General features: G+C 60.5%; 19 protein-coding genes and 1 pseudogene. 8 read left to right on the forward strand and 12 right to left on the reverse strand.

What is annotated here, in order from left to right:
* Positions 1–4: 4 nt before the first annotated feature.
* The 7 genes from ACX3YD_RS04960 to ACX3YD_RS04990 all read right to left on the reverse strand — a co-directional run bounded on the left by ACX3YD_RS04960 (position 5) and on the right by ACX3YD_RS04990 (position 8487).
* Positions 5–1069: an imelysin family protein gene (locus ACX3YD_RS04960; RefSeq protein ID WP_103403916.1), complete on the reverse strand. Its 1065-nt coding sequence runs from the start codon at positions 1067–1069 to the stop codon at positions 5–7.
* A gap of 27 nt (positions 1070–1096) precedes the next feature.
* On the reverse strand, positions 1097–2524 hold the full coding sequence (locus tag ACX3YD_RS04965; protein WP_458959380.1) for a di-heme oxidoreductase family protein: 1428 nt from the start codon (positions 2522–2524) through the stop codon (positions 1097–1099).
* Positions 2525–2730: 206 nt separating this feature from the next.
* On the reverse strand, positions 2731–4065 hold the full coding sequence (locus ACX3YD_RS04970; RefSeq protein ID WP_458959381.1) for an imelysin family protein: 1335 nt from the start codon (positions 4063–4065) through the stop codon (positions 2731–2733).
* Between the two features lie 167 nt (positions 4066–4232).
* Complete coding sequence (locus ACX3YD_RS04975; RefSeq protein WP_103403919.1) at positions 4233–6284, reverse strand: putative bifunctional diguanylate cyclase/phosphodiesterase; 2052 nt, start codon at positions 6282–6284, stop codon at positions 4233–4235.
* 419 nt (positions 6285–6703) lie between these two features.
* The gene (locus ACX3YD_RS04980) at positions 6704–7300 is read right to left on the reverse strand and encodes a superoxide dismutase (RefSeq protein ID WP_008156084.1); all 597 of its coding nucleotides are present in this window, start codon (positions 7298–7300) and stop codon (positions 6704–6706) included.
* A 177-nt stretch (positions 7301–7477) separates the two neighbouring features.
* Positions 7478–8080, reverse strand: coding sequence for a LysE/ArgO family amino acid transporter (locus ACX3YD_RS04985; protein ID WP_047532624.1), 603 nt, complete (start codon positions 8078–8080; stop codon positions 7478–7480).
* A 5-nt stretch (positions 8081–8085) separates the two neighbouring features.
* Positions 8086–8487, reverse strand: a complete 402-nt coding sequence (locus ACX3YD_RS04990) for an ACT domain-containing protein (protein ID WP_458959382.1) — start codon at positions 8485–8487, stop codon at positions 8086–8088.
* 96 nt (positions 8488–8583) lie between these two features.
* Between ACX3YD_RS04990 and ACX3YD_RS04995 the strand changes: the two genes are divergently transcribed.
* The 4 genes from ACX3YD_RS04995 (at position 8584) to ACX3YD_RS05010 (ending at position 12560) form a co-directional block, all read left to right on the forward strand.
* A complete protein-coding gene (locus ACX3YD_RS04995) occupies positions 8584–9483 on the forward strand; it encodes a LysR family transcriptional regulator ArgP (protein WP_090464737.1) in 900 nt (299 codons plus the stop codon).
* A gap of 104 nt (positions 9484–9587) precedes the next feature.
* The gene (locus ACX3YD_RS05000; protein WP_103403922.1) at positions 9588–10580 is read left to right on the forward strand and encodes an NAD-dependent epimerase/dehydratase family protein; all 993 of its coding nucleotides are present in this window, start codon (positions 9588–9590) and stop codon (positions 10578–10580) included.
* A gap of 105 nt (positions 10581–10685) precedes the next feature.
* A complete protein-coding gene (locus tag ACX3YD_RS05005) occupies positions 10686–11561 on the forward strand; it encodes an ATPase (RefSeq protein ID WP_458959383.1) in 876 nt (291 codons plus the stop codon).
* A gap of 150 nt (positions 11562–11711) precedes the next feature.
* Positions 11712–12560: a cache domain-containing protein gene (locus ACX3YD_RS05010; RefSeq protein ID WP_103403924.1), complete on the forward strand. Its 849-nt coding sequence runs from the start codon at positions 11712–11714 to the stop codon at positions 12558–12560.
* Positions 12561–12638: 78 nt separating this feature from the next.
* Here ACX3YD_RS05010 and ACX3YD_RS05015 read toward each other — a convergent pair whose 3' ends face one another.
* Together ACX3YD_RS05015 and ACX3YD_RS05020 are read right to left on the reverse strand one after the other, a co-directional pair.
* The gene (locus tag ACX3YD_RS05015; protein ID WP_458959384.1) at positions 12639–14156 is read right to left on the reverse strand and encodes an MDR family MFS transporter; all 1518 of its coding nucleotides are present in this window, start codon (positions 14154–14156) and stop codon (positions 12639–12641) included.
* Positions 14157–14294: 138 nt separating this feature from the next.
* Positions 14295–14661, reverse strand: a pseudogene (locus ACX3YD_RS05020) (FAD-dependent monooxygenase); the annotation flags it as partial.
* 159 nt (positions 14662–14820) lie between these two features.
* Here ACX3YD_RS05020 and ACX3YD_RS05025 point away from each other — a divergent pair.
* Complete coding sequence (locus ACX3YD_RS05025; RefSeq protein ID WP_458959385.1) at positions 14821–15717, forward strand: helix-turn-helix domain-containing protein; 897 nt, start codon at positions 14821–14823, stop codon at positions 15715–15717.
* Positions 15718–15726: 9 nt separating this feature from the next.
* Here ACX3YD_RS05025 and ACX3YD_RS05030 read toward each other — a convergent pair whose 3' ends face one another.
* Together ACX3YD_RS05030 and ACX3YD_RS05035 are read right to left on the reverse strand one after the other, a co-directional pair.
* A complete protein-coding gene (locus ACX3YD_RS05030; RefSeq protein ID WP_103403927.1) occupies positions 15727–15948 on the reverse strand; it encodes a hypothetical protein in 222 nt (73 codons plus the stop codon).
* Between the two features lie 62 nt (positions 15949–16010).
* A complete protein-coding gene (locus tag ACX3YD_RS05035; protein ID WP_208604205.1) occupies positions 16011–16916 on the reverse strand; it encodes a LysR family transcriptional regulator in 906 nt (301 codons plus the stop codon).
* A gap of 142 nt (positions 16917–17058) precedes the next feature.
* Here ACX3YD_RS05035 and ACX3YD_RS05040 point away from each other — a divergent pair, with 142 nt between their 5' ends.
* Positions 17059–17943: an MBL fold metallo-hydrolase gene (locus tag ACX3YD_RS05040; protein ID WP_458959386.1), complete on the forward strand. Its 885-nt coding sequence runs from the start codon at positions 17059–17061 to the stop codon at positions 17941–17943.
* Positions 17944–18045: 102 nt separating this feature from the next.
* Positions 18046–18660, forward strand: a complete 615-nt coding sequence (locus tag ACX3YD_RS05045; RefSeq protein ID WP_458959387.1) for an NAD(P)-dependent oxidoreductase — start codon at positions 18046–18048, stop codon at positions 18658–18660.
* Positions 18661–18727: 67 nt separating this feature from the next.
* On the opposite strand, the gene ACX3YD_RS05050 is transcribed toward ACX3YD_RS05045, so the two are convergent.
* Entirely contained in the window at positions 18728–19609 is an 882-nt protein-coding gene (locus ACX3YD_RS05050) for a LysR substrate-binding domain-containing protein (protein WP_047532602.1), read from the reverse strand.
* Positions 19610–19768: 159 nt separating this feature from the next.
* Here ACX3YD_RS05050 and ACX3YD_RS05055 point away from each other — a divergent pair, with 159 nt between their 5' ends.
* Entirely contained in the window at positions 19769–21406 is a 1638-nt protein-coding gene (locus ACX3YD_RS05055) for a 5-guanidino-2-oxopentanoate decarboxylase (RefSeq protein WP_458959388.1), read from the forward strand.
* Positions 21407–21413: the final 7 nt, after the last annotated feature.

Consider the following 21413-nt stretch of genomic DNA (forward strand, 5'->3'; position numbering starts at 1 on the left):
CTCATCAGTCACCGTCGTTGGCGTTGAAGCCGAGTTGGATGCCCAGCGCCTTGGCCAACTCGCCTTCGTGCAGGCGGTGGACGGTGTTGAGGCTGTCGTAGAGATCGTTGAGTTGCTGGCGACCGGCATCGTCAGCGAGCATTTCGGTCAGCGAACGCTGGGTGCTGGCGAACAGTTTCAGCGACGCGGCGTAGGCAGCGTCGATCTTGTCGGCCAACGGCTTTTGCTCGCTCGGCAGCAGGCTACGCAGACCTTTGTTATCGACACCTTCCCAAACGGTTTTGGCGGCGGCAAGGCTGGCTTCGAGGCCGGTCAGGGAAGACTGGCTACGCCAGGCATCAGCCTGGAACGGTTGCGGAACGCCTTTGCTCTGGCGGCCCATCGGCGTGCCGAGCTTTTTCTTCAAAGTGTCGATGGCGGTGACTTGCACACGCAACAGGTCGGCGATGGCTTCGTGGGAGTCGGCATAACGCTGGTTCGGGAACTTGCTCATCTGCGCGAGCATGCCGTCGGTGTTGTTCCAGCTCTTCAGAATTTCTTCGGCCAGTTGCTTCTGACGCTCGCCAATCGCGATCAGCAGCGGGCAGTACTTGGCTTTCTGTGCCGGGTCGGCCACGTCCGGTTTGCTGTCGAACAGAATGTATTCGTAGGCCGACAAACCTTGCACCACGACGCTGGACTTGGCCAGGGCGGCGGCGTCGATCTGTGGCTGTGCAGTGACCAGTTGCTCGACCTGACGGCCGACCAGGTTTTTCTTGTCCGGCCAGAATTGCACCTGCCACGAACGGTTACCCTCGGCCAGCGGGCCGATCAGCAGCGGTTGCAGTTCCGCCCAGGCTTTTTGTGCGTGCAGGAAGTCGGCGCGGGCGGTGTCCAGCGACTCCTTGCCTTCGCAGTAGGCGAGGGCGCTGACGGCCAGTTGGCGGTCCGCTTCGACCCAGCGGGTATAGGTCGGCAGGATCACCGATTTGGCGATGGCCGCGGAGGTGACGGCTTGCGGGTCCTGTGGCGAACAAGCGCCGAGGGCTAGCGCGGCAAGGCTGGTGAACAACAATTTGGGACGGAACATGTCGGGCTCCCGCTGGAAGAATGCGTATTAAAGAGAATTCAGAAACGCCAGCAACGCCGCGCGCTGCTCGGCATTGAACGTCAAAACCTGTTGCTGCGCCGCCTTGGCTTCGCCGCCATGCCAGAGCACGGCTTCAAGCAGATTGCGGGCACGGCCGTCGTGCAGGAACTGGGTGTGGCCACTGACCGCTTGCGTCAGGCCGATGCCCCATAACGGCGGCGTGCGCCAGTCGCGGCCACCGGCCTGGAATTCACTGCGGTTGTCGGCCAGGCCGTCGCCCATGTCATGCAGCAAAAGATCGCTGTAGGGGCGAATCACCTGATTGGCCAGCTCAGGTTCTGCGGCGTTTGCGGCGGTGGTGTATTTCGGTGTGTGGCACGACTGGCAACCGGCCTGGAAAAACAGGTTCTTGCCCGCCAGCACTTCTGGCGCGCTGACATCGCGGCGGGCCGGTACGGCAAGGTTGCGGGTGTAGAACAGCACCAGGCGCAGGATGTTGTCGCTGACTTCCGGCTCGCCATCGGGGCCATTGCCACTGGGCGCCTGTTTGCAGGCCGTTTGCGTGTCGGTGCAGTCATCAAAGGGCCTAAGGCTGGTCGTGAGGCCCATGTCCCCGGAAAACGCGTGAACGTTCTGCTGGTTGAGATTCGGCTGCCCGGCCTTCCAGCCGAACCGCCCGAGGACGGTTTTCTGTTGCGCGTCATCCCATACCCGGTTCGGGCGTCCGGCGATGCCCTTGTTGTCCCTGGCCTGAGCGGCGGCGTTGGCCAGGATGGCGTCTTCGGGAATCGCTTCCAGCAAGCCCAGGCCAATCATCGGCGGCGCGACGCGGGCCGAGAATCGGGTGTCAGGGTGCATTGGGCCGTAACCCAGTTGAGTGATGCTCAGGCTCGGTTTTCGCAACTCGATTTCGGCACCGTCCTTGAAGCGAACCGGCACTGGCGTGTAATCGACACGCACCTTGCCTTCCGGGGTAACGCCGGGAACGGCCATGTCCTGGAACTGCCCGCCATAGACCGGTTCCGGCACGACACCCTGCTGTTCGATGATTTTGGCGTAGGCCGGGGCATCGGGAATCGACAGGCGTACCAGCATCGACACTGCGTTCGGCGCATCGGGCCCCGGCGGGTGGCCGCGGCCGTCCTTGATGTGGCAACCCTGGCAGGCATTGGTGTTGAACAACGGGCCAAGGCCATCGCGGGCGGTGGTGGTGGACGGGGCGATCACCCAGGGGCTGCGGAAGAAACTGTTGCCGACACTGAAGTCCACGCGCCGCGAGGGTGGCAGGTTGGCGGAGGGCAGGGAGAAGGCGTTCTGATCGGTCTTGCGTACGGTTGCGCTGCCACCCGAGCGGGCTTCACCGGGTTCGGCCTTGGTAAAACGCGGGGCGTCATCGCAGGCAGTCAGGCCCAGGGCCAGAAACAGTGCGAACAAGCGAAGAGGCAGCGGGGGCATCAGACATCCTGCGAGACGAGCAAAACAAGGGCGCAAAGTCTAACAGGGGATGGGAATTTGAATAAGAGGAATTATCGTTTACTTGATGTGGGGCAGGATTCGAGTTGAGACCGCGTCACGGCCATCACGGGCAAGTCATCAGCATCACTGAAAAATCAGGCAAAAAAAGGCGACCCGAAGGTCGCCTTCTTATCAGGCAGCGTTGATCAGAACTCGTGATCAGCGTTGTCCGGGTTCAGGTCGTTGATACCCAGTTTGCCGGCGGCGGTCTCGATCGAACCGGTCTGTTTGACCAGGGATGCAATGGCGTCACGGACGATCTGGTTGCCTGCAGTGTTGCCGGCAGCGATCAACTGGTCGTAGTGCTCGCCCTTGTTGGCGTGATCAACCATGATCTGGATCTTGGCTTCGGTCGCGGCCAGGTCGGCTTTCAGCGCGGCGTCGGCGGCCGGGTCGGCCTTGGCCACCAGGGACGACAGGCTGGCACCGGTCATTTTGCTGCCGTCGGCGCGGGTGTACTCGCCCAGGTACACGTTACGAATACCTTTGGCATCGTAGAAGTGCGAGTTGTGGGTGTTGTCACTGAAGCAGTCCTGCTCGTCTTCAGGGGAGTTGGCTTCCAGGGAAACCTTCATGCGCTCGCCCGCCAGTTCGCCCAGGGACAGGCTGCCCATGCCGAACAGCATTTTGCGCAGGCCGGTTTCAGCCGGTTCCGCTTCCAGGGTGGCGCGGTAGTTGTCGGCCACGTTCGGCTTCCAGTTACCGACCATTTCTTCCAGGTCGCTGACCAGCAGTTGGGTCACGGCTTTCAGGTAAGCGCGACGACGATCGTTGTGGCCGCCAGTGGCGCCGGCACCTTCCAGGTAGTCCGAGGCAGGACGATTGCCGGCGCCAGGGCCGGTGCCGTTCAGATCCTGGCCCCAGAGCAGGAATTCGATAGCGTGGTAGCCCGTGGCGACGTTTGCCTCGGAACCGCCCAGCTCGTTCAGGCTGGCGAGTTTTTCCGGGGTGATGTCTTTCACGTCGACCTTGTCTTCACCGATCTGAACTTCAGTGTTGGCGATGATGTTGGCGGTGGCGCCAGGGTTACCCAGTGCGTGCTCGTAGGATTTGTCGACGTAGTCGATCAGGCCTTCGTCCAGTGGCCAGGCGTTCACCTGACCTTCCCAGTCGTCGATGATGGTATTGCCGAAGCGGAACACTTCGCTCTGCAGATAAGGAACGCGGGCAGCGACCCAGGCGGCCTTGGCCGCTTTCAGGGTGTCGGCGTTCGGCTTGGCGAGGAAGGCGTCGATGGCGGTTTGCAGGGTTTTCGCGGTGGATTCGGCATCGCTGTAAACAGCGAAAACCATGTCGGCGTAGTGCGCGACAACGGCTTTGGCGGCGGCTTCATCGACTTTGCCGGCAGCAGTCGGGGCAGCGGCAGTGCTGGCGGCCGGCGCAGGGGCGGCCGTCTTTTCCTTGTCTTTGCCCTCACCGCAACCGGCGAGGGAAATTGCGATGGCCAACAGACTGGCGGTAGCCAGAGGCATACGAATCATGGCGAACATCCTGCTTCGAAAGGGAGGTGGTATGGCGCGGCGGGCGCGCAAAACTGCGACATAATGCAAATCTTTCGCATTATGTGTAAAGACTGTTCTTGAAAATATTTCTTATTCGCACAAGGGCGCAATCCACCCTGCAGGAGCGAGGCAAGACGGATACCCGATTACAAAATAGCGGCGTTGCTGCGCTGGGCTTGCTTCAAGTAAGCCCCCAACTCGCGCGCCGGCAGTGGCTTGCTGTAGAAGTAGCCCTGACCTTCGTGGCAGCCTTCGGAGATGATGTACGTTTCCTGTTCGGCAGTTTCCACGCCTTCGGCGATCACCTGCATGCCCAGGCTCTTGCCCAATTGGATGATGGCGCGAACGATGGTTGCATCGTCGTCGTCATCGAGCAGGTCCTGAACGAAGCTCTTGTCGATCTTGATCTTGTCCAGAGGCAGGCTTTTCAGGTAGCTCAGCGATGAATAACCGGTTCCGAAGTCATCGATGGCAATCAGCGCGCCGGAACGACGCAGGCTGAGCAGGTGCTGGGCGGCGGTGCTGATGTCTTCCATCAGGCCGGTTTCGGTGACTTCCAGTTCCAGACTGCGCGGTGGCAGGCGGTACATCTGCAGCAGGTTGTTGACCACCCGCGGCAGCTCGGCGTGGTGCAATTGCACCGTGGACAGGTTCACCGCCATGCGCAAGTCGCTGAAGCCCTGGTCATGCCAGTCGCGCAGTTGCTTGCAGGCCTGATCCAGCACCCACTCGCCGATGGCGATGATGGTGCCGTTCTGCTCGGCCAGTGGGATGAACAAGTCTGGCGGAACCAGTCCGTGCTCGGGATGTTGCCAGCGGATCAACGCCTCGACGCCCACCACGCGATGATCGCGGTAGCTGATTTGCGGTTGATAGACGAGGTAGAACTGGTTGCGGACCAAGGCGTCGCGCAAGTCTTTCTCCAGTTCGCGACGGCGACGCATTTCGGTGTCGACGCTGGCGATATAGAACTGATAGCGGTTACGCGATCGAGTCTTGGCCAGGGTCATGGTCTGCTCGGCTTTTTGCAGCAGCTTCTCGGTACTGTCTCCGTCCTCCGGGAACAGGGTGATGCCGATAGTGGCCCGCAGGCGAATTTCCTGATGATCGAGGGCAAACGTCGCTTCCAGGTCATCGAGGATGCTTTGCGCCAGTTCAGCGGCTTCGTAGGGTTGTTCGATATCGGCCTGAACCAGGGCGAACTGGTCGCCACCCAGACGAGCCAGGGCGCCGAGGCGACCGCTGTGCCCGCGCAGTCGATCAGCCAGGGCCAGCAGCAACTGGTCGCCGGTCTGGTAGCTGAACTGTTCGTTGATACCCTTGAAGTCATCAAGGCCGACGCAAAGCACGGCGACCCGGCGCTGCAATTTGCCGGCGTCGACGAGGATCTTGTCCAGCTGCGTTTGCAATTGCTGGCGATTCGGCAGGCCAGTGAGGAAATCATATTGAGCCATGCGCAGCAGGCTGTTTTCCGCTTCGTGGCGCAGATGGGTGTTGCGCTCAATGGACTCCAGCAACTGGTTGGCGGTGTTGATCCAGATACCCAGCTCGTTTTTCTCGTGGCCCTTGAGCTGAGGAATCTTGTGTTCGCTGGGACGGTCGGGATTGATTTCGGTCAGGTGCTCGATAATCCGCGACAGGGGTTTGGTCAGCAGCCAGTGATAAACCAGGTAGAGCACCAATCCCATCGCCAGGGCCCGCAACACACCCGAAATGAAAATGATCACCGAACTGACGATAAAGCCTTGCCCATAGGTGGCGGTGTCGAGGGTGATGCTCAGGTCGCCGTAATACTCGCTGTAAGGGCCGCGACCCACCAGTTGGGTGGTGAAGGTGCGTTCCTTGCCCAGGATCAGATCAGTCAGCCAACGACTTTTGGAATGCTGCAACTCACGGGATTTTTGCGCGAGCATGGCTTCATTGGGATGGCCAATGGAGGCTTGTCGCACAGCGTCGTCCTGAAACAGGCCTTCGATCACCTGCATGCCCATTTCCCGGTCCAGGCTGTAGACGGCCTGGGTCGAAGGGTCGCGGAACATATCGAGGATGCGTTCGGCATCATTGGCGACGGCCTGGCGTGTTTTATAGGCATCGAAAACGATCTGTGCGCAGCTCAAGACTACGCCGACGACCAATGCCGACAGGAGCACGACCCGGAGCAACTTCACCGACAAGCTGTTCTTGAGTTCCAGCTTCAAAGGGCTATTCCTTGTTCCGTGCGGGTAGCATCAAGTTGCCATGAGTATTGGCAATCCCGTGATCGCAGTCAAAGGGACAATCATCTGTAGGGGCTTTTTCCTGCAGTTTGGCCAATAGGTTGTTGACTGGATTAATTGTCCGATTAGTACTGTGTCGGTTGTCGAGTCCTTCAACTTGAGGGGATGTGGAGATATTTTCCTACTGGTTGATGTTAGACGGCTGTAGCGTTGGGGCAAGGGCTTGAAAAATGGTTTTGTCGTGGGAACAGGGGCTGGTTCTTTTTGGATTGCGCGATTCGTCTGCAGGCGTCAGGTTTGCCCGCGAAAGCGGCCTGCCAGCTGACGATTACTGACCGACTCAACCACTCACGCAAAAAAAACCCGGCTGGAAAGCCGGGTCTTTTTGACGGGTATCGAGCTTACGCGGTGAAGGTTTTGCCTTCGAACTGCTCGGCTACGAACTTCCAGTTGACCAGGTTCCAGAACGCCTCGACGTACTTCGGACGCAGGTTACGGTAGTCGATGTAGTAAGCGTGCTCCCAGACGTCGCAGGTCAGCAGCGGGGTGTCGCCGTTGGTCAGCGGGTTGCCGGCGCCGATGGTGCTGGCCAGGGCCAGGGAACCGTCAGCCTTTTTCACCAGCCAGCCCCAACCGGAACCGAAGGTGCCGATGGACGTCTTGCTGAATTCTTCCTTGAACTTGTCGAACGAACCGAAAGCAGCGTTGATGGCTTCAGCCAGCGCGCCGGTAGGTTGACCGCCAGCGTTTGGCGCCAGGCAGTTCCAGTAGAAAGTGTGGTTCCAGACCTGAGCGGCGTTGTTGAAGATACCGCCCGAGGAAGACTTGACGATTTCTTCCAGGGTCTTGCCTTCGAACTCGGTGCCTGGCACCAGGTTGTTCAGGTTCACGACGTAGGTGTTGTGGTGCTTGTCGTGGTGATATTCCAGCGTTTCCTTGGAAATGTGCGGCTGCAGTGCATCGTGTGCGTAAGGCAGTGGCGGCAATTCGAAAGCCATGGTGGATCTCCTAATCAGGTCAGTTGCGGTGAGCGCAAGGCCGATCACGGGCGGCCAGACTAGCGCCGGGGGAGTTTGTACTCTTTGCGGCGCAGGCGTCGGATCATAGCACCGGGGGGACGGCATAACCACGCAACAACTGTGTGGAATAGAGGTTCCAGAGCCTTTTGGAATAAATCAGCCGGCGGTGATCAATTGCAACGCTACCGCAAACATCATCACGGCCACCAACAGGTCGAGGATGCGCCAGGTACTGGGGCGAGCCAGCCAGGGCGCCAGCCATGCCGCGCCAAGCGCCAGGGTGAAAAACCACAGCAACGAAGCACTGGCCGCCCCCACCACATAGGCGCCGGGCTCTGTCTGCTGGGCGCCGAGGGAGCCGATCAGCAACACGGTATCCAGATAGACATGCGGGTTGAGCAGGGTCACTGCCAGCGCGCTGAGCATGACCGCCCGCAGTGAGCGCACAGTCTGGTTTTCGCCCTGTTGCAGGCTTTGTTTGGAGCAGGCCCGGCGCAACGCCTGGGTGCCGTACCACAACAGAAACGCGGCACCGCCCCAACGGGCGATGGCCAGCAAGGTCGGGTTTTGCGCCAGGACCGTCGCCAGGCCGAAAACCCCGGCGGCCACCAATAGTGCATCGCAGGCCACGCAAAACGCCGCCACCGGGAGGTGGTGTTCACGACGCAGGCTCTGGGCCAGTACAAACGCATTCTGGGTACCGATCGCCATGATCAGTCCGAAGGCCACCAGCAGGCCGTTCACATAGCTTTGCCACATAATGATTACTCCGCGTTGGCTGCCAGATCGCGCAGCACGTGCATGGCGCGTTCGGCATCGGCCTGGCCGACAAACAAATGGTCGTGGTAATAGCCGGCGATCACGTTGCAACTGATGCCGGCCTGGCTCAGTGCCGTGGCGAACGCGGCGGTCAGACCGACAGCTTCGAGGGCCGAGTGCACGTTCAGGGTGATCCAGGCCGCGACGTAGTCGAAACTGAAGCCCGCCTGTTCGGCGCGGGAACGCTCGAGAATCACGGTCAAACCTTCCTGCTCGCGGAAGCTGCCGATGATCTCCAGGCCCGCCGGCCATTGGCCGTCATGCAAGGTGCAGAACACGTACTCGCCGGCATTGAGTTGTGGGCTCATGCTGCGCAGCAGTGTTGCCAATGAAGTTTCGCCAGCCATGTGGGGGTTCCTTGTTCAAGCATTCTTGCTGGCCATTCTCCCGTGTCAGGCTGTATAAGAAAAACCAATATTGCTGATCGCTCATTAGGAAAACTGATGTTCGACTATAAATTGCTGTCTGCCCTCGCCGCTGTGGTCGAACAGGCCGGGTTCGAGCGTGCCGCCCAGGTCTTGGGTTTGTCGCAGTCGGCGATTTCTCAACGCATCAAATTGCTTGAAGCGCGAGTCGGCCAACCGGTGTTGGTCCGTGGCACACCGCCGACTCCCACGGAAATTGGCCGGCGTTTGCTCAACCATGTGCAGCAGGTGCGTTTGCTTGAGCGGGATTTGCAGACGCTGGTGCCGGCGCTGGACGAAGAAGGCCTGCCCGAACGCCTGCGTATCGCCTTGAATGCCGACAGCCTGGCCACCTGGTGGGCGCAGGCCGTGGGGGATTTTTGCGCGGAACAACATCTGTTGATGGATCTGGTGGTCGAAGACCAGACCGTGGGCCTTAAACGCATGCGTGCAGGTGAAGTGGCTGCATGCCTCTGTGCCAGCGAGCGGCCGGTGGCGGGCGCCCGCAGTGTGTTGCTGGGGGCGATGCGCTACCGCGCGTTGGCCAGTCCGGCCTTCATTGCCCGGCATTTCCCCCAGGGCGTGCGCGCCGATCAGTTGGCCCGGACGCCGGCGCTGGTGTTTGGCCCGGATGATTTCCTGCAGCATCGATACCTGGCGTCTCTCGGCGTCGATGGTGGGTTCGAACACCATTTATGCCCGTCCTCTGAAGGGTTTATTCGCCTCACCGAAGCGGGCCTCGGCTGGGGACTGGTGCCCGAATTGCAGGTTCGCGAACAGCTGGAGCGCGGTGCGTTGCTGGAGCTTTTGCCAGATAAACCGATCGACGTGCCGCTGTACTGGCATCATTGGCGCAATGGCGGTCAATTGCTGGGGCTTCTTACCGATCAATTGGTGCGCGCGTCGAAGCAATGGTTGGTGCCGTTGGAGCAGCAATAAGCGTCAAGCTGCAAGCTGCAAGCTGCAAGTGAAGTGCTTGCGCATCGTTTTTAACTTGCGGCTTGAGGCTTGAAGCTCGCAACTGCATTTTGTTGGAGCAATACATGAAGATTCTGGTCACCGGCGCAAGCGGTTTCATCGGCGGACGCTTTGCGCGTTTTGCCCTGGAGCAGGGCCTGGATGTGCGGGTCAACGGTCGCCGGGCCGAAGGGGTGGAGCATCTGGTGCGGCGCGGCGCCGAGTTCATCCAGGGCGATTTGAGTGATCCTGAACTGACGCGTGACCTGTGTTCCGACGTCGAGGCCGTGGTGCATTGCGCCGGCGCCGTCGGTTTGTGGGGACGTTATCAGGACTTTCACCAAGGTAACGTCCAGGTCACCGAAAACATCGTCGAAGCCTGCCTGAAACAGCGGGTCCGGCGGCTGGTGCATTTGTCATCGCCATCGATTTATTTCGATGGTCGCGATCACCTGGGGTTGACCGAAGAACAGGTGCCCAAACGCTTCAAGCATCCTTACGCCGCGACCAAATACCTGGCCGAGCAAAAAGTCTTCGGTGCCCAGGAATTCGGCCTCGAGACCCTGGCCCTGCGTCCGCGCTTCGTTACCGGTGCTGGTGACATGAGCATTTTCCCGCGCCTGCTGAACATGCAGCGCAAGGGGCGCCTGGCAATTATCGGCAACGGCCTGAACAAGGTCGATTTCACCAGCATGCAGAACCTCAACGAAGCGTTGCTCAGCAGTTTGCTGACCAGCGGGTCCGCCCTGGGCAAGGCCTACAACATCAGCAACGGGACGCCGATTCCATTGTGGGACGTGGTTAATTACGTCATGCGTAAAATGGAAGTCCCACAAGTAACGCGCTACCGTTCCTACGGCCTGGCCTACACCGTCGCAGCGCTCAATGAGGGTGTGTGCAAGTTGTGGCCGGGGCGTCCCGAACCGACCCTGTCGCGGTTGGGCATGCAGGTCATGAACAAAAATTTCACCCTGGACATCAGCCGCGCCCGGCATTATCTGGATTACGACCCCAAGGTCAGTCTGTGGACAGCGCTGGATGAGTTCTGCGGCTGGTGGAAGGCCCAGGATATTCGCTGAGCAGCGCGGCACTGAACCGGGCCGAGGGGTGAAGGTCAATCGGTGCGGCGTGAAGGTTATACTCGCCGCATCCAGCTATCACCGCGTTTCACAAAGGTTGACTCAATGTCCATGCGTAACGATGCCAACGATGACTTCGACGATGTACCGAGCCTGCGCGCCGACAGCCTCGACGACGATGATTTTCCGGTCACCACGCGTACTTCCGTGCACTCACGGCCCGCGCCGGTAGTGCAGGCCAAAGGCCCGAGCACCGGGCCGTTGTGGGCATTGGTCGGGGCTTTGTTCTTTGCGTTCGCGGGCTTGGCCTGGTGGAGCTTTCAGCAGATTTCGCTGATGGAGCAGCAATTGGTGGCCACCCAGGAAAGCTTCGCCCGGATCAGTGAAGAAGCGGCGGGGCGCCTGCAGGATATTTCCGGCAAGGTGGTGGCCAGTCAGACCAACGTCACCAGCGACAGCGAAGCCCTGAAGCTGCAAATCAAACAGCTGGAAAGCAAGCTGCAGGATCAGAGTCAGCAACAACAAGGCGTCGCGGGCCAGACCTCGGATCTCGACAAGCGCCTGGCGCAGATGACGGCACAAACCACCGATCTGGATAAGCGCCTGGCGCAAATCAGCGCGCAGAGCACTGAGCACCAAACCGCCAATACGCAATTGCAGGCTCAGGTCAAAGTCTTGATCAGCGACGTGGCCGCGTTGAAGAGTGCTCCGGCAGACACGGAAAAATTCGATGCACAGCTGAAAAGCCTCGGCGCCGACATCACCGCATTGAAGAAACAAGGCAATCCGAGCGCCGCCATCGAGCGATTGGAGCAGGAGATCGTGGTGCTCAAAAGCGAACAGGACAATCGCCCGACGCCTGTCCAAGGCTCGACCAACACTGCCGAATTCGATGCGTTCCGCAGCCAGGTCACTCGCAATATCAATACCCTTCAGGCGCAGATCCAGAACCTGCAGCAGCAACTGCGCGCCCGCCAGTAATAGACCTGCGCATGAACACTTGTGGCGAGGGAGCTTGCTCCCGCCGGGTGGCAAAGCCGCCCCACTCCGTTCACTACGGATCCTGAATATTCGTACATGGCCCCAACCCGTCTACGCTCTTGAAACACGATCAAGATCGAGGGATGCGCAATGGGGTTTCTGCACAAATTGGCCTTGCTGGGCAGCATGCTTTTGCTGTGCCTGGGCCAGGTTCAAGCCGCCAACACCGAAAAATCTGACAGTCAGGCCGCCATCGCCTTACTGGAAAAAGCCTTGGCCTATTACCACGAAAATGGCGACAAGGCCTTCGCGGCGTTCAGCCGACAGGGCGAATTTGTCGACAAGGACCGTTATGTCTTTGTACTGGATACCAAGGGCGTGATGCTCGCCAGCGGCGGGCCATCCTCGGCGCTGATCGGCCGGGACGTATCGGAAACCCTCGGGCCGGATTTGCAGAAAACCTTCAAGGACGCCCTGAAAGTGCCGGAGGGCAATGGCATCCAGCAGGCGGAATACCGCTGGCAGAACTGGGCCGACGGCAAAATCGAACGCAAGCACGTCTACTACCAGCGTGTCGGCCAGCGGATTCTGGCGGTCGGGTATTACCTGCCACGGGCGTCAGCGGAACAGGCCATGGCACTGCTGAACAAAGCCGCGGCCGATCTGGCCAAAGACGAGAAGGGCACCCTGAGCGCCATCAACTCACTCAAGGGCGGTTATTTGCAGGATGACCTGTATGTGTTTGTCGTCGACCTGAATACCCGGCGTTACGTCGCCCACGGCACCAACCTGCGCTTGATCAACACCGATTTCAGCAAGATCAGCGACCCTGAAGGCAAGCCGGTGGGCGAGCCAATGCTGGCGCTCATGGCCGGGCAGGATTACGGCGAATACGACTATCGCTGGAAAAATCCGGTCACCGGCAAGGTCGAGGACAAGCATGCCTACCTGAAGAAAGTCGGGCATTTTCTGGTGGCTGTGGGGTATTACAGCCCTTGAGAGATGTTGTGTCTGTCATGACGTCATCGTCGGAACGCCGCCTGGAGCTTGCTCGCGATAGCGGGCGACTCGGTTCATCTACCGAACCTTGTCTTCCCGCCCCCGCAACAGCATGTTCGGCATGGCAATCGCCGCCGCCAGCCCCAGCAGCGACACCCCGGCACTGACCATCAATAGATGCCGGAAAGTGAGCAGCAGTTCGGCCCGCAGAGCGTTTTGTGTATCCCCCGCTGCAGCGTTCAAACCGTCCAGCAGCACATTCCCCGAATGCCCTTCGGCAATCAGCGATGAGCCGGCCAGGTGCGCGAAACTCGAATCCTGCAGCAACGCCAGCAGCAGCGCCGACATCACAGAAACGCCCACCGCGCCGCCCAGCGACCGGAAGAGGTTGGTGGTGCTGGTGGCGACGCCTATGTCGCGTTGTTCCACTGAGTTCTGTGTGCCCACCAGTGAGGTCGGGAACTGCATACCCCCGGCGATGCCGCTGAGCAACATGAACAGGCTGCTTAGCACAATCGCCTGGGGTGGGCTGAAGGCCATGCCGAGAATCGAGATTGGCATCAGCACAGCGCCGGTCAGGATCATCGGTTTGTAGCGTCCGGTCACAGACGTACGGCGGCCGGCGAAATAGGCACCGATCGGCATACCCATGGCCAGCGGCAGCAGATGCAGGGCTGCGCTGTCGGCCCCGGCCCCGGTCACGCTCTGAAAGCGCAGCGGCATCAGCACGATCAGCGAGATCGCCTGGAAACTGGTGAAGAAAATCGTGCACCAGCACAGAACCGCATTGCGATTGGCGAACAGATGCATGGGCAGCAACGGTTCCTGTGCCCGTCGTTCACAGGTCACGAACAAGCCCAGCACGAACACGGCGCAACCGAGCAGGGCCAGCACTTCGACGCTGCGCCATGAATGACCCTGGCCAACCAGGGTTATGCCCAGCAGCAACGCCGTCAGCCCGATGATCATCAGCAGGGTGCCGAGGTAATCGATGACCGGCTTGCGTTGCGGTATCGGCAAGCCCACCAGGGTGCGATTGGCCACCAGCCAGGCACCCAGGCCCAGCGGCAAGTTGATCAGGAACACCCAGCGCCAGGACAGGTATTCAGTCATGTAGCCGCCCAGCACCGGACCGGCCACGCTGGCCACGGCGTACATGCTGCTGAAATAACCCTGATAACGACCGCGTTCCCGTGGCGGCACGATGTCGCCGATGATCGCCTGGCTGACCGAGATCATGCCGCCGGCACCGACGCCTTGAAAAATCCGCGCCAGCACCAGTTGTTCCATGCTCTGGGCCATGCCGCAGAACAACGACGCCAGGGTGAACAGGCCCATGCCGAACAGCATCAACTTGCGGCGCCCGTACAAGTCGCCGAGTTTGCCGTAGATCGGCACGGCGACCGTCATCGCTACCATGTACCCGGAAATCACCCAGGCCAGCAGACTGACGTCCTTGAATTGCGCGGAAATGGCCGGCATCGACACGGCGACGATGGTTTGGTCCAGGGCGCCGAGGAAAATGGCCAGCATCAGGGCGATCAATACGCTTCGGATAGCCGGCTTGGGCGTTTCAGGCTGTTTGAGATTGGTCACGAAGAAAACCTGCGGGCAGTGATAACCGCCAGTGGCAAGGCGAGCGGGGGGTGCTCGCCAGTTTAAATCGATAGCAGGCTATTCGATAGCCCTCGACTGCTGCGCCACGCCATGGAAGCCATCGAACCCGGCGACCTGACGAGCGGCCATCAGGTCGTGGATGACCTCGGTCTGGCCTTGGATCATCAGTTTTTTCCGCCAGTCAGGGCGTGCAGATCGATAGGCACCTGGCGTCCATCGAGGGCCTGTTCGAAGCCACCGTGGACCCATCCTTCGGCGTCCATGCGCTGACCCACGCCGGCCTGGCGCAACAGCTCTACCATGCCTTTTTCAAGGACCCGGCGCGGATTCGCCCAAGCACATAGTCCGGGCTCTGACGTTCGAGAACGAGGGGATCGATGCCGGCGTTGTGCAGCCATTGACCGAGCAGCAGACCGGAAGGACCGGCGCCAATGATGGCAACTTGGGTTTCAGGGTTTTCATTGTTTTCATGACTCCCAAGCAGCACACGACCAGGGTCGCTGAGCGAGTTTTATGGATCGAGTGCTTGCATTTTTCACTTGCGAGTCTGTCAATTGAGGGTGAAAACTGAGCCGATATCTGTGCATTCTGCCAATCGGTGCGATTATCGTCCGTCATCTATTTCGAGGCCTGGATTGAAGTGATGAACAAGCCTGACCTGCCTTCGATTCCGGTGTTCAAGCTCTACGGTGAAAGCCTGAACTGGCCAACCCCGGACTTGCTGCACTGTGAAACCATTTCCAAACGCAGTCGCGAACATCAATGGGAAATCAAACCCCATCGCCACCCGGATCTTTGCCAGTTGCTCTTCGTGTTCAAAGGTCAGGCAGAGCTTGAAATCGAAGGCAAACATACGCAACTGAGCGAGCCGGCGATCCTGGTCCTGCCGCCGTTATCCGTGCATGGCTATCGTTTTTCCGAAGATGTCGAAGGGTTCGTCGTGACCCTGGCCGCGCCGTTGATCGCCCACCTGCAGGCGCAACTGGGGCATTCGGGGAATGCGCTGGCCCAGGCCGAGAGCTACCCGGCGGGTGAAAACAGCGAGTACCTCAACAGCTTGTTTTCGGCCTTGCAAGCCGAATACACGGGGCACCAACCGGCGCGGGAAATGCTGATGCATTCGCTGGTCAGCGTGATCATGGTATGGGTCAGCCGTCAGGTGATTCAGCGTCGTTCAGCCTCGCAGCGGCCGCAACGGGCGCGGGAGTACCTCAACGGGTTCATCCAACTGGTGGAAGAGACTTATCGCCAGCATGTCAAAGTCGAGGATCTGGCCCATCGGCTGGGGATTTCCGTGTCCCACCTCAATGGTACCTGTCGGGAGCTGGCCGGTCAGCCGGCGTTGCAGATCATGCACGAACGCCAATTGCTGGAGGCCAAGCGCTTGCTGACCTACACCAGCATGACCATTTACGAAATGTCCGACGTGTTGGGGTTCTCGGATCCGACCAACTTCACACGCCTGTTCCGACGCAGGGTGGGGATCTCGCCCAAGGCCTTCCGCGACCGCTTGAAGGCCGATCAGGGCAATGAAGCCTGATCCCCTTTGTTAACGGAGGGCATTGAGGGTCGCGTTGTGTGGAATGCAGCGTTCGAAGTTGCAACTGGCGTATTCACGGGGCAGGTTGCGTAACTGCTCGACCCGCCAGGCCGCAGCGCCATAGAGCCCGAGCGTGACCGCGCAGGTGATGAAAATGGCGAGGTATCTTCTTGTTCTGATGTTCATGGCGTTGACCTCTGAACGAATACCTTCCGGTATTACTTTGAGCATAGGTCAGTGCCAGTGAGTTGCCAGTGATGCCACGAACGTTGAGGGCCCCTGTGGGACGGAGGTTACAGGCCGATATCCCACACCGGTTCTTCGGGGAACCTCACCACCAGAAAATCCAGCAGGCTGCGCAATGCCGCCGGCATGTGCTTGCGCGAAGCGTACACCGCGTACACGTTCATCTGTCGCGGTTCGGCCCTTGGCAATAGGCGGACCAGCTCGCCGCTGTGGATGTGCACGCCCGCCTGATAAGTCGGCAGCATCGCCACTCCGGCACCGGCCATCGCCGCGCGCATGAGTGTGCTGGCTTCGTTGGCGCTGATGTTGCCCTGCACGGGCACCGAGACGTCTTCGCCCTCCTGCTCGAAATGCCACAGGCTTTTGCCGAAGTAGGAATGGGTCAGGCAATTGTGCTGGCTCAAGTCCTCGACCCGTTGCGGCGCCGGGTGCTCGCGCAGGTAAGCAGGAGAGGCGCAGATCACCGAGCGGCAGACGGTCAGTCGGCGGGCGATCAAATTGGGGTCCAGGTCATTGCTGGTGCGAATCGCCAGATCAATGCGCTCATCGACCAGGTTCACCGTGCGATCAAGCATCTGCATGTCGATGCTCACGCCGGGGTAGCGCTTGACGTACGCCGCCATGGCATCGGCCAGTTGCGCCTGGCCGAATGAAGTACTGACGCTGACCCGCAGCAGGCCGCGCGGTGCTTCGTCCGGTTCGCTGACGGCGGCTTGCATGTCGCTGGACAAGTCGAGCATTTGCCGGCAGCGCGGCAGGATTTCACTGCCGGCCGCGGTCAGGCTCAACTTGCGAGTGGTGCGGTGCATCAAGCGCGCGCCGACCCAGTCTTCCAGCTCGGCCAGATACCGGGAAACCACCGGCCGGGAAAGCTCCAGATGATCGGCGGCGGCCGACTGGCTACCGAGGTCGACCACCGTAACGAACACCCGCATTGCTTGTAGACGATCCATGATTTGCCCGATTTCAGAAACAAACTATGTTCCAGCATCGCATTTTTTGTACTGAACCAGGCAACTAAGCTCTGTTCCCTGTAGGAGCGAGCTTGCTCGCCCCTGCAAGGGACCACCACAGCCATTGGATACGGAGCAACAGATGATCGGTTTCACCACTCTCAAACGCGTTTTGCTGGCGACCACCGCTCTCGGTTTCGCCGCTCACGCCGCTGCGTCGACATTGACCCTGGATGTCTACAACCCCGGCGAAAAGGCCATTTTTCCGGTGACATCGGTACTGGTCAGCGGTGAGAAAGAGGCCATTCTGGTGGACGCCCAATTCGGCAAGTCCCAGGCCGAACAGGTGGTGGAAAAAATCCGCGCCAGCGGCAAGCAACTGACCACCATCTACATCAGTCACGGCGACCCGGACTATTACTTCGGCCTCGACACCCTGACGGCTGCATTCCCCAACGCCAAGGTGCTCGCTTCCCGGCCGACCGTTGATCACATCAAGCACACCGTCGACGGCAAACTGGCGTTCTGGGGGCCGAAAATGGGCGCCGACGTACCGGCTAAAACCATCGTGCCGGAGGTGCTGAAGGGCGACAGCCTGATGCTCGAAGGGCAAAAACTGCAGGTGGTCGGTCTTGAGGGCAAGCAACCGGATCGCAGCTTCGTGTGGATTCCATCGATCAAGGCCGTGGTCGGTGGCGTGGTCGTGGCAGAAAACATTCACCTGTGGATGGCTGACACCCAAACCCCGCAGTCCCATGCCGATTGGTTGACTACGCTGCACTCGATCGAAACCCTGAAACCGAAAACCGTCATCCCGGGACATTACCTCGGTGACAGCGCCCGCTCCCTGGCGGCGGTGCAATTCACCGCCGATTACATCAAGGCCTTCGACGTGGAAACCGCCAGGGCCAAGGATGCGGCCGCATTGATCGCCGCGATGAAAAAACGCTTCCCGACACTGGGTGACGAAAGCTCTCTGGAGCTGAGCGCCAAGGTCGCCAAGGGCGAAATGAAGTGGGGTGAATGAGTTTTTGTGTCCACCGCATGACCTGTGGCGAGGAAACAAGCTCCCTCGCCACAAAAGCATCGTTATCGCTACAGATACACCTCAAGCCAACTGGAGAACGTCATGAGCAAAATCGCAATCATCGGTGCCACCGGTCGTGCCGGTAGCCAGCTGTTGGAAGAAGCCCTGCGCCGTGGTCACAGTGTCACCGCCATCGCCCGCGATACCTCGAAGATCGGCCAGCGTACCGGCGTGGTCAGCCAGAATGTCGATGCCCTCGACAGTGCTGCGTTGCAAGCCGCAGTGGCGGGTCATGACCTGGTGATCAGCGCCGCGCATTTCGCCACGCTGCCTGCCAGTGCCGTCATCGGACCGGTGAAAAAGGCCGGGGTCAATCGCCTGTTGGTGGTGGGCGGTGCCGGGTCGTTGTTGTTGCCGGATGGCACCCGGGTGATCGATAGCCAAGGCTTCCCGGCCGAGTACAAGGCAGAAGCCGGAGCGGGTGCCGAGTTCCTGGAAAACCTGCGTCAGGAACAGGGTCTGGACTGGACCTTTTTGTCGCCATCGGCAGAGTTTGTCGAAGGCGAACGCACAGGCAAATTCCGCATCGGCAAGGATAATCTGCTGGTGAGCAGCGAAGGGCGCAGCTGGATCACGTTCGCTGACTTTGCCATCGCAATGCTGGATGAAGTGGAAGCGCCGAAGCACATTCGCCAGCGGTTTACCGTCGGGTATTGAACTGACTGTCTCTGTGGGAGCGAGCAAGCTCACTCCCACAGGGGTATCACGCCAGGACTCCTGGCTTTCAGCGACTCTGCGCCTGCTCCACCAACCACCCCGTCAGCTCGCGTAATTTCGCCGAGGGTCCGGGTTTTTCGGGGGAGACCAGGTAATACGCCAAGCCTGTCTTGACGATCAGATCGAAAGGCATGACCAGCCGCCCGGCGCTCAGGTCATCGCCAATCAGCGACCAGTCGCCGATTGCTACACCGGTGCCCTGTGACGCCATCGACATCGCCAGGTCCAGCGTTTCGAAATGCTGACCCTTGCTCACATTGCTCAAGCGAACATCCGCCGAGGCCAGCCAGGCCTTCCAGTCCCGTTCATCCCGGGTCGGGTGCAGCAGCATGTGCTGTTCCAGATCCTTCGGCGTGTGCAACGGCACCGGGCCTTCGAGCAATGGCTTGGAGCACACCGGTGTCAGTCGTTCTTCGAACAGGCGTTGCGACACCAGCGAAGCCTCCGGCGGCGCGCCATACATCACGGCCGCGTCGAATTGCTCGCGATGGAAATCCACGCCGTGCTTGACCGTGGTGGTCAGTTCGACCGGCACGTCCGGGCGTTCTTTCTGCCACTGCAACAGTCGTGGCAACAGCCAGCGCATGACGCAGGTCGGGGCCTTGAGTCGCAGGGTTTCGCGCTTCTCGCCGATCTGCTCCACCGCTTCATCGATCAAGCCGAAAATCTGCCGGACACGTGGCAGCCATTCCCGTCCCTCGGCGGTGAGGTCGAGGCCTCGGGCCTGGCGGATGAACAGTTCATAACCCAGGTGATCCTCCAGCCCGGCAATCTGCCGGCTCACTGCGCCCTGAGTGATGTGCAGTTGCTCGGCGGCCCGGGTGAAGTTGCAGCACTGCGCGGTAATCAAAAATGTGTACAGCGCCGGCAGGGGAGGCAGTCGTTTCATTCGGATCCAAGGTATGACGTGAGGACATGGCTAGTATGATTTTTTATCCATTGTTGCGGCTATGTGTCGCCCGTTCCAATGAGGCCATCCCTGGACCTGCGAATCCATCATAAACACTGCGCAGGCCCGGCGTCTCAATCGAATAAAAAGGGCAATGACATGGCGACGTGTGGCGAAGTACTGGTCAAGTTACTCGAAGGTTACGGGGTGGAGCAGGTGTTCGGCATCCCCGGGGTTCATACCGTGGAGCTGTATCGCGGGCTGGCCCGTTCGAGCATCAACCACGTCACGCCGCGTCACGAACAGGGCGCCGGTTTCATGGCCGACGGCTATGCCCGCACCCGCGGCAAACCGGGCGTGTGCTTCATCATCACCGGCCCCGGCATGACCAACATCACCACCGCGATGGGCCAGGCCTATGCCGACTCGATCCCGATGCTGGTGATCTCCAGTGTGCAATCGCGCAACCAGTTGGGCGGCGGTCGCGGCAAGCTGCATGAGCTGCCGAACCAGAGCGCCTTGTGCGCCGGTGTCGCGGCGTTCTCCCACACCCTGATGTCGGCCTCGGAGTTGCCAGGTGTTCTGGCCCGGGCGTTTGCGCTGTTCCAGGCCGGCCGTCCGCGCCCGGTGCACATTGAAATTCCGCTGGATGTTCTGGTGGAAGACGCCGACGACCTGCTCGCCAGCATCCCGGTGAACATCGACCGCGCCGGGGCCTCGCCCACTGCGGTGTCGCGCATGACCGAACTGCTGGCGGGCGCCAAGCGTCCGCTGATTCTCGCCGGCGGCGGCGCCATCGACGCCGCCGCCGAGCTGACTGAACTGGCTGAGCTGCTGGACGCGCCCGTCGCCCTGACCATTAATGCCAAGGGCATGCTGGAATCCGGTCACCCGCTGCTGATCGGTTCGACCCAAAGCCTGGTCGCCACTCGCGCGCTGGTCGCCGAGGCCGACGTGGTGTTGGCGATCGGAACTGAATTGGCCGAGACCGACTACGACGTTACCTTCGCCGGTGGCTTCGACATTCCCGGCAAGCTGCTGCGCGTCGACATCGACCCGGACCAGACCGTGCGCAACTACCCGCCGCACATGGCCCTTGTGTCCGACTCGCGCAACGCCGCGCAAGCCCTGTTGAGCGCGCTGTCGCACAAGTCCCTGGCCGAGCGCCGCAACGATTGGGGTCAGGTGCGTGCCGCCCGCCTGCGCGAAGAACTGGCGGCCTCCTGGGATGCGCCGACCCTGGCCCAGACCCGTTTCCTCGAAACCGTTTTGCACGAATTGCCGAACGCGGTGTTCGTCGGCGATTCGACCCAACCGGTGTACACCGGCAACCTGACGTTCAACCCGCAGCGCCCGCGTCGCTGGTTCAACTCGTCCACCGGCTACGGCACCCTCGGTTACGCCTTGCCGGCCGCGATTGGCGCCTGGTTGGGCGGCAGTATCGAAGGTGGCGCACGTCCGCCGGTGGTGTGCCTGATCGGCGACGGTGGCCTGCAGTTCACCCTGCCGGAACTGGCCAGCGCCGTTGAAGCGCGCACGCCGGTAATCGTGCTGCTGTGGAATAACCAGGGCTACGAAGAGATCAAGAAATACATGGTCAACCGCGCCATCGAGCCGGTCGGCGTGGACATCTACACCCCGGACTTCATCGCGGTGGCCAAGGCCCTGGGCTGTGCCGCCGAAGCAGTCAGCGGCGTCGAGCAACTGCGTGGCGCCTTGCGCGCAGCCTCGGACCGCCAAGGCCCGACCCTGATCGAAATCGATCAGACGGCCTGGACCAAGGCGGTGTCGAAATGAGCGCGGC

The organism is Pseudomonas fluorescens group sp. PF-1, assembly GCF_054481335.1.

Excerpts from the sequence above, each read along its gene's own strand:
- ACX3YD_RS04960 (WP_103403916.1), bottom strand. The coding sequence starts at position 1,069 with ATGTTCCGTCCCAAATTGTTGTTCACCAGCCTTGCCGCGCTAGCCCTC.
- ACX3YD_RS04965 (WP_458959380.1), bottom strand. The coding sequence starts at position 2,524 with ATGCCCCCGCTGCCTCTTCGCTTGTTCGCACTGTTTCTGGCCCTGGGC.
- ACX3YD_RS04970 (WP_458959381.1), bottom strand. The coding sequence starts at position 4,065 with ATGATTCGTATGCCTCTGGCTACCGCCAGTCTGTTGGCCATCGCAATT.
- ACX3YD_RS04980 (WP_008156084.1), bottom strand. The coding sequence starts at position 7,300 with ATGGCTTTCGAATTGCCGCCACTGCCTTACGCACACGATGCACTGCAG.
- ACX3YD_RS04985 (WP_047532624.1), bottom strand. The coding sequence starts at position 8,080 with ATGTGGCAAAGCTATGTGAACGGCCTGCTGGTGGCCTTCGGACTGATC.
- ACX3YD_RS04990 (WP_458959382.1), bottom strand. The coding sequence starts at position 8,487 with ATGGCTGGCGAAACTTCATTGGCAACACTGCTGCGCAGCATGAGCCCA.
- ACX3YD_RS04995 (WP_090464737.1), top strand. The coding sequence starts at position 8,584 with ATGTTCGACTATAAATTGCTGTCTGCCCTCGCCGCTGTGGTCGAACAG.
- ACX3YD_RS05000 (WP_103403922.1), top strand. The coding sequence starts at position 9,588 with ATGAAGATTCTGGTCACCGGCGCAAGCGGTTTCATCGGCGGACGCTTT.
- ACX3YD_RS05005 (WP_458959383.1), top strand. The coding sequence starts at position 10,686 with ATGTCCATGCGTAACGATGCCAACGATGACTTCGACGATGTACCGAGC.
- ACX3YD_RS05010 (WP_103403924.1), top strand. The coding sequence starts at position 11,712 with ATGGGGTTTCTGCACAAATTGGCCTTGCTGGGCAGCATGCTTTTGCTG.
- ACX3YD_RS05025 (WP_458959385.1), top strand. The coding sequence starts at position 14,821 with ATGAACAAGCCTGACCTGCCTTCGATTCCGGTGTTCAAGCTCTACGGT.
- ACX3YD_RS05030 (WP_103403927.1), bottom strand. The coding sequence starts at position 15,948 with ATGCTCAAAGTAATACCGGAAGGTATTCGTTCAGAGGTCAACGCCATG.
- ACX3YD_RS05035 (WP_208604205.1), bottom strand. The coding sequence starts at position 16,916 with ATGGATCGTCTACAAGCAATGCGGGTGTTCGTTACGGTGGTCGACCTC.
- ACX3YD_RS05040 (WP_458959386.1), top strand. The coding sequence starts at position 17,059 with ATGATCGGTTTCACCACTCTCAAACGCGTTTTGCTGGCGACCACCGCT.
- ACX3YD_RS05045 (WP_458959387.1), top strand. The coding sequence starts at position 18,046 with ATGAGCAAAATCGCAATCATCGGTGCCACCGGTCGTGCCGGTAGCCAG.
- ACX3YD_RS05050 (WP_047532602.1), bottom strand. The coding sequence starts at position 19,609 with ATGAAACGACTGCCTCCCCTGCCGGCGCTGTACACATTTTTGATTACC.
- ACX3YD_RS05055 (WP_458959388.1), top strand. The coding sequence starts at position 19,769 with ATGGCGACGTGTGGCGAAGTACTGGTCAAGTTACTCGAAGGTTACGGG.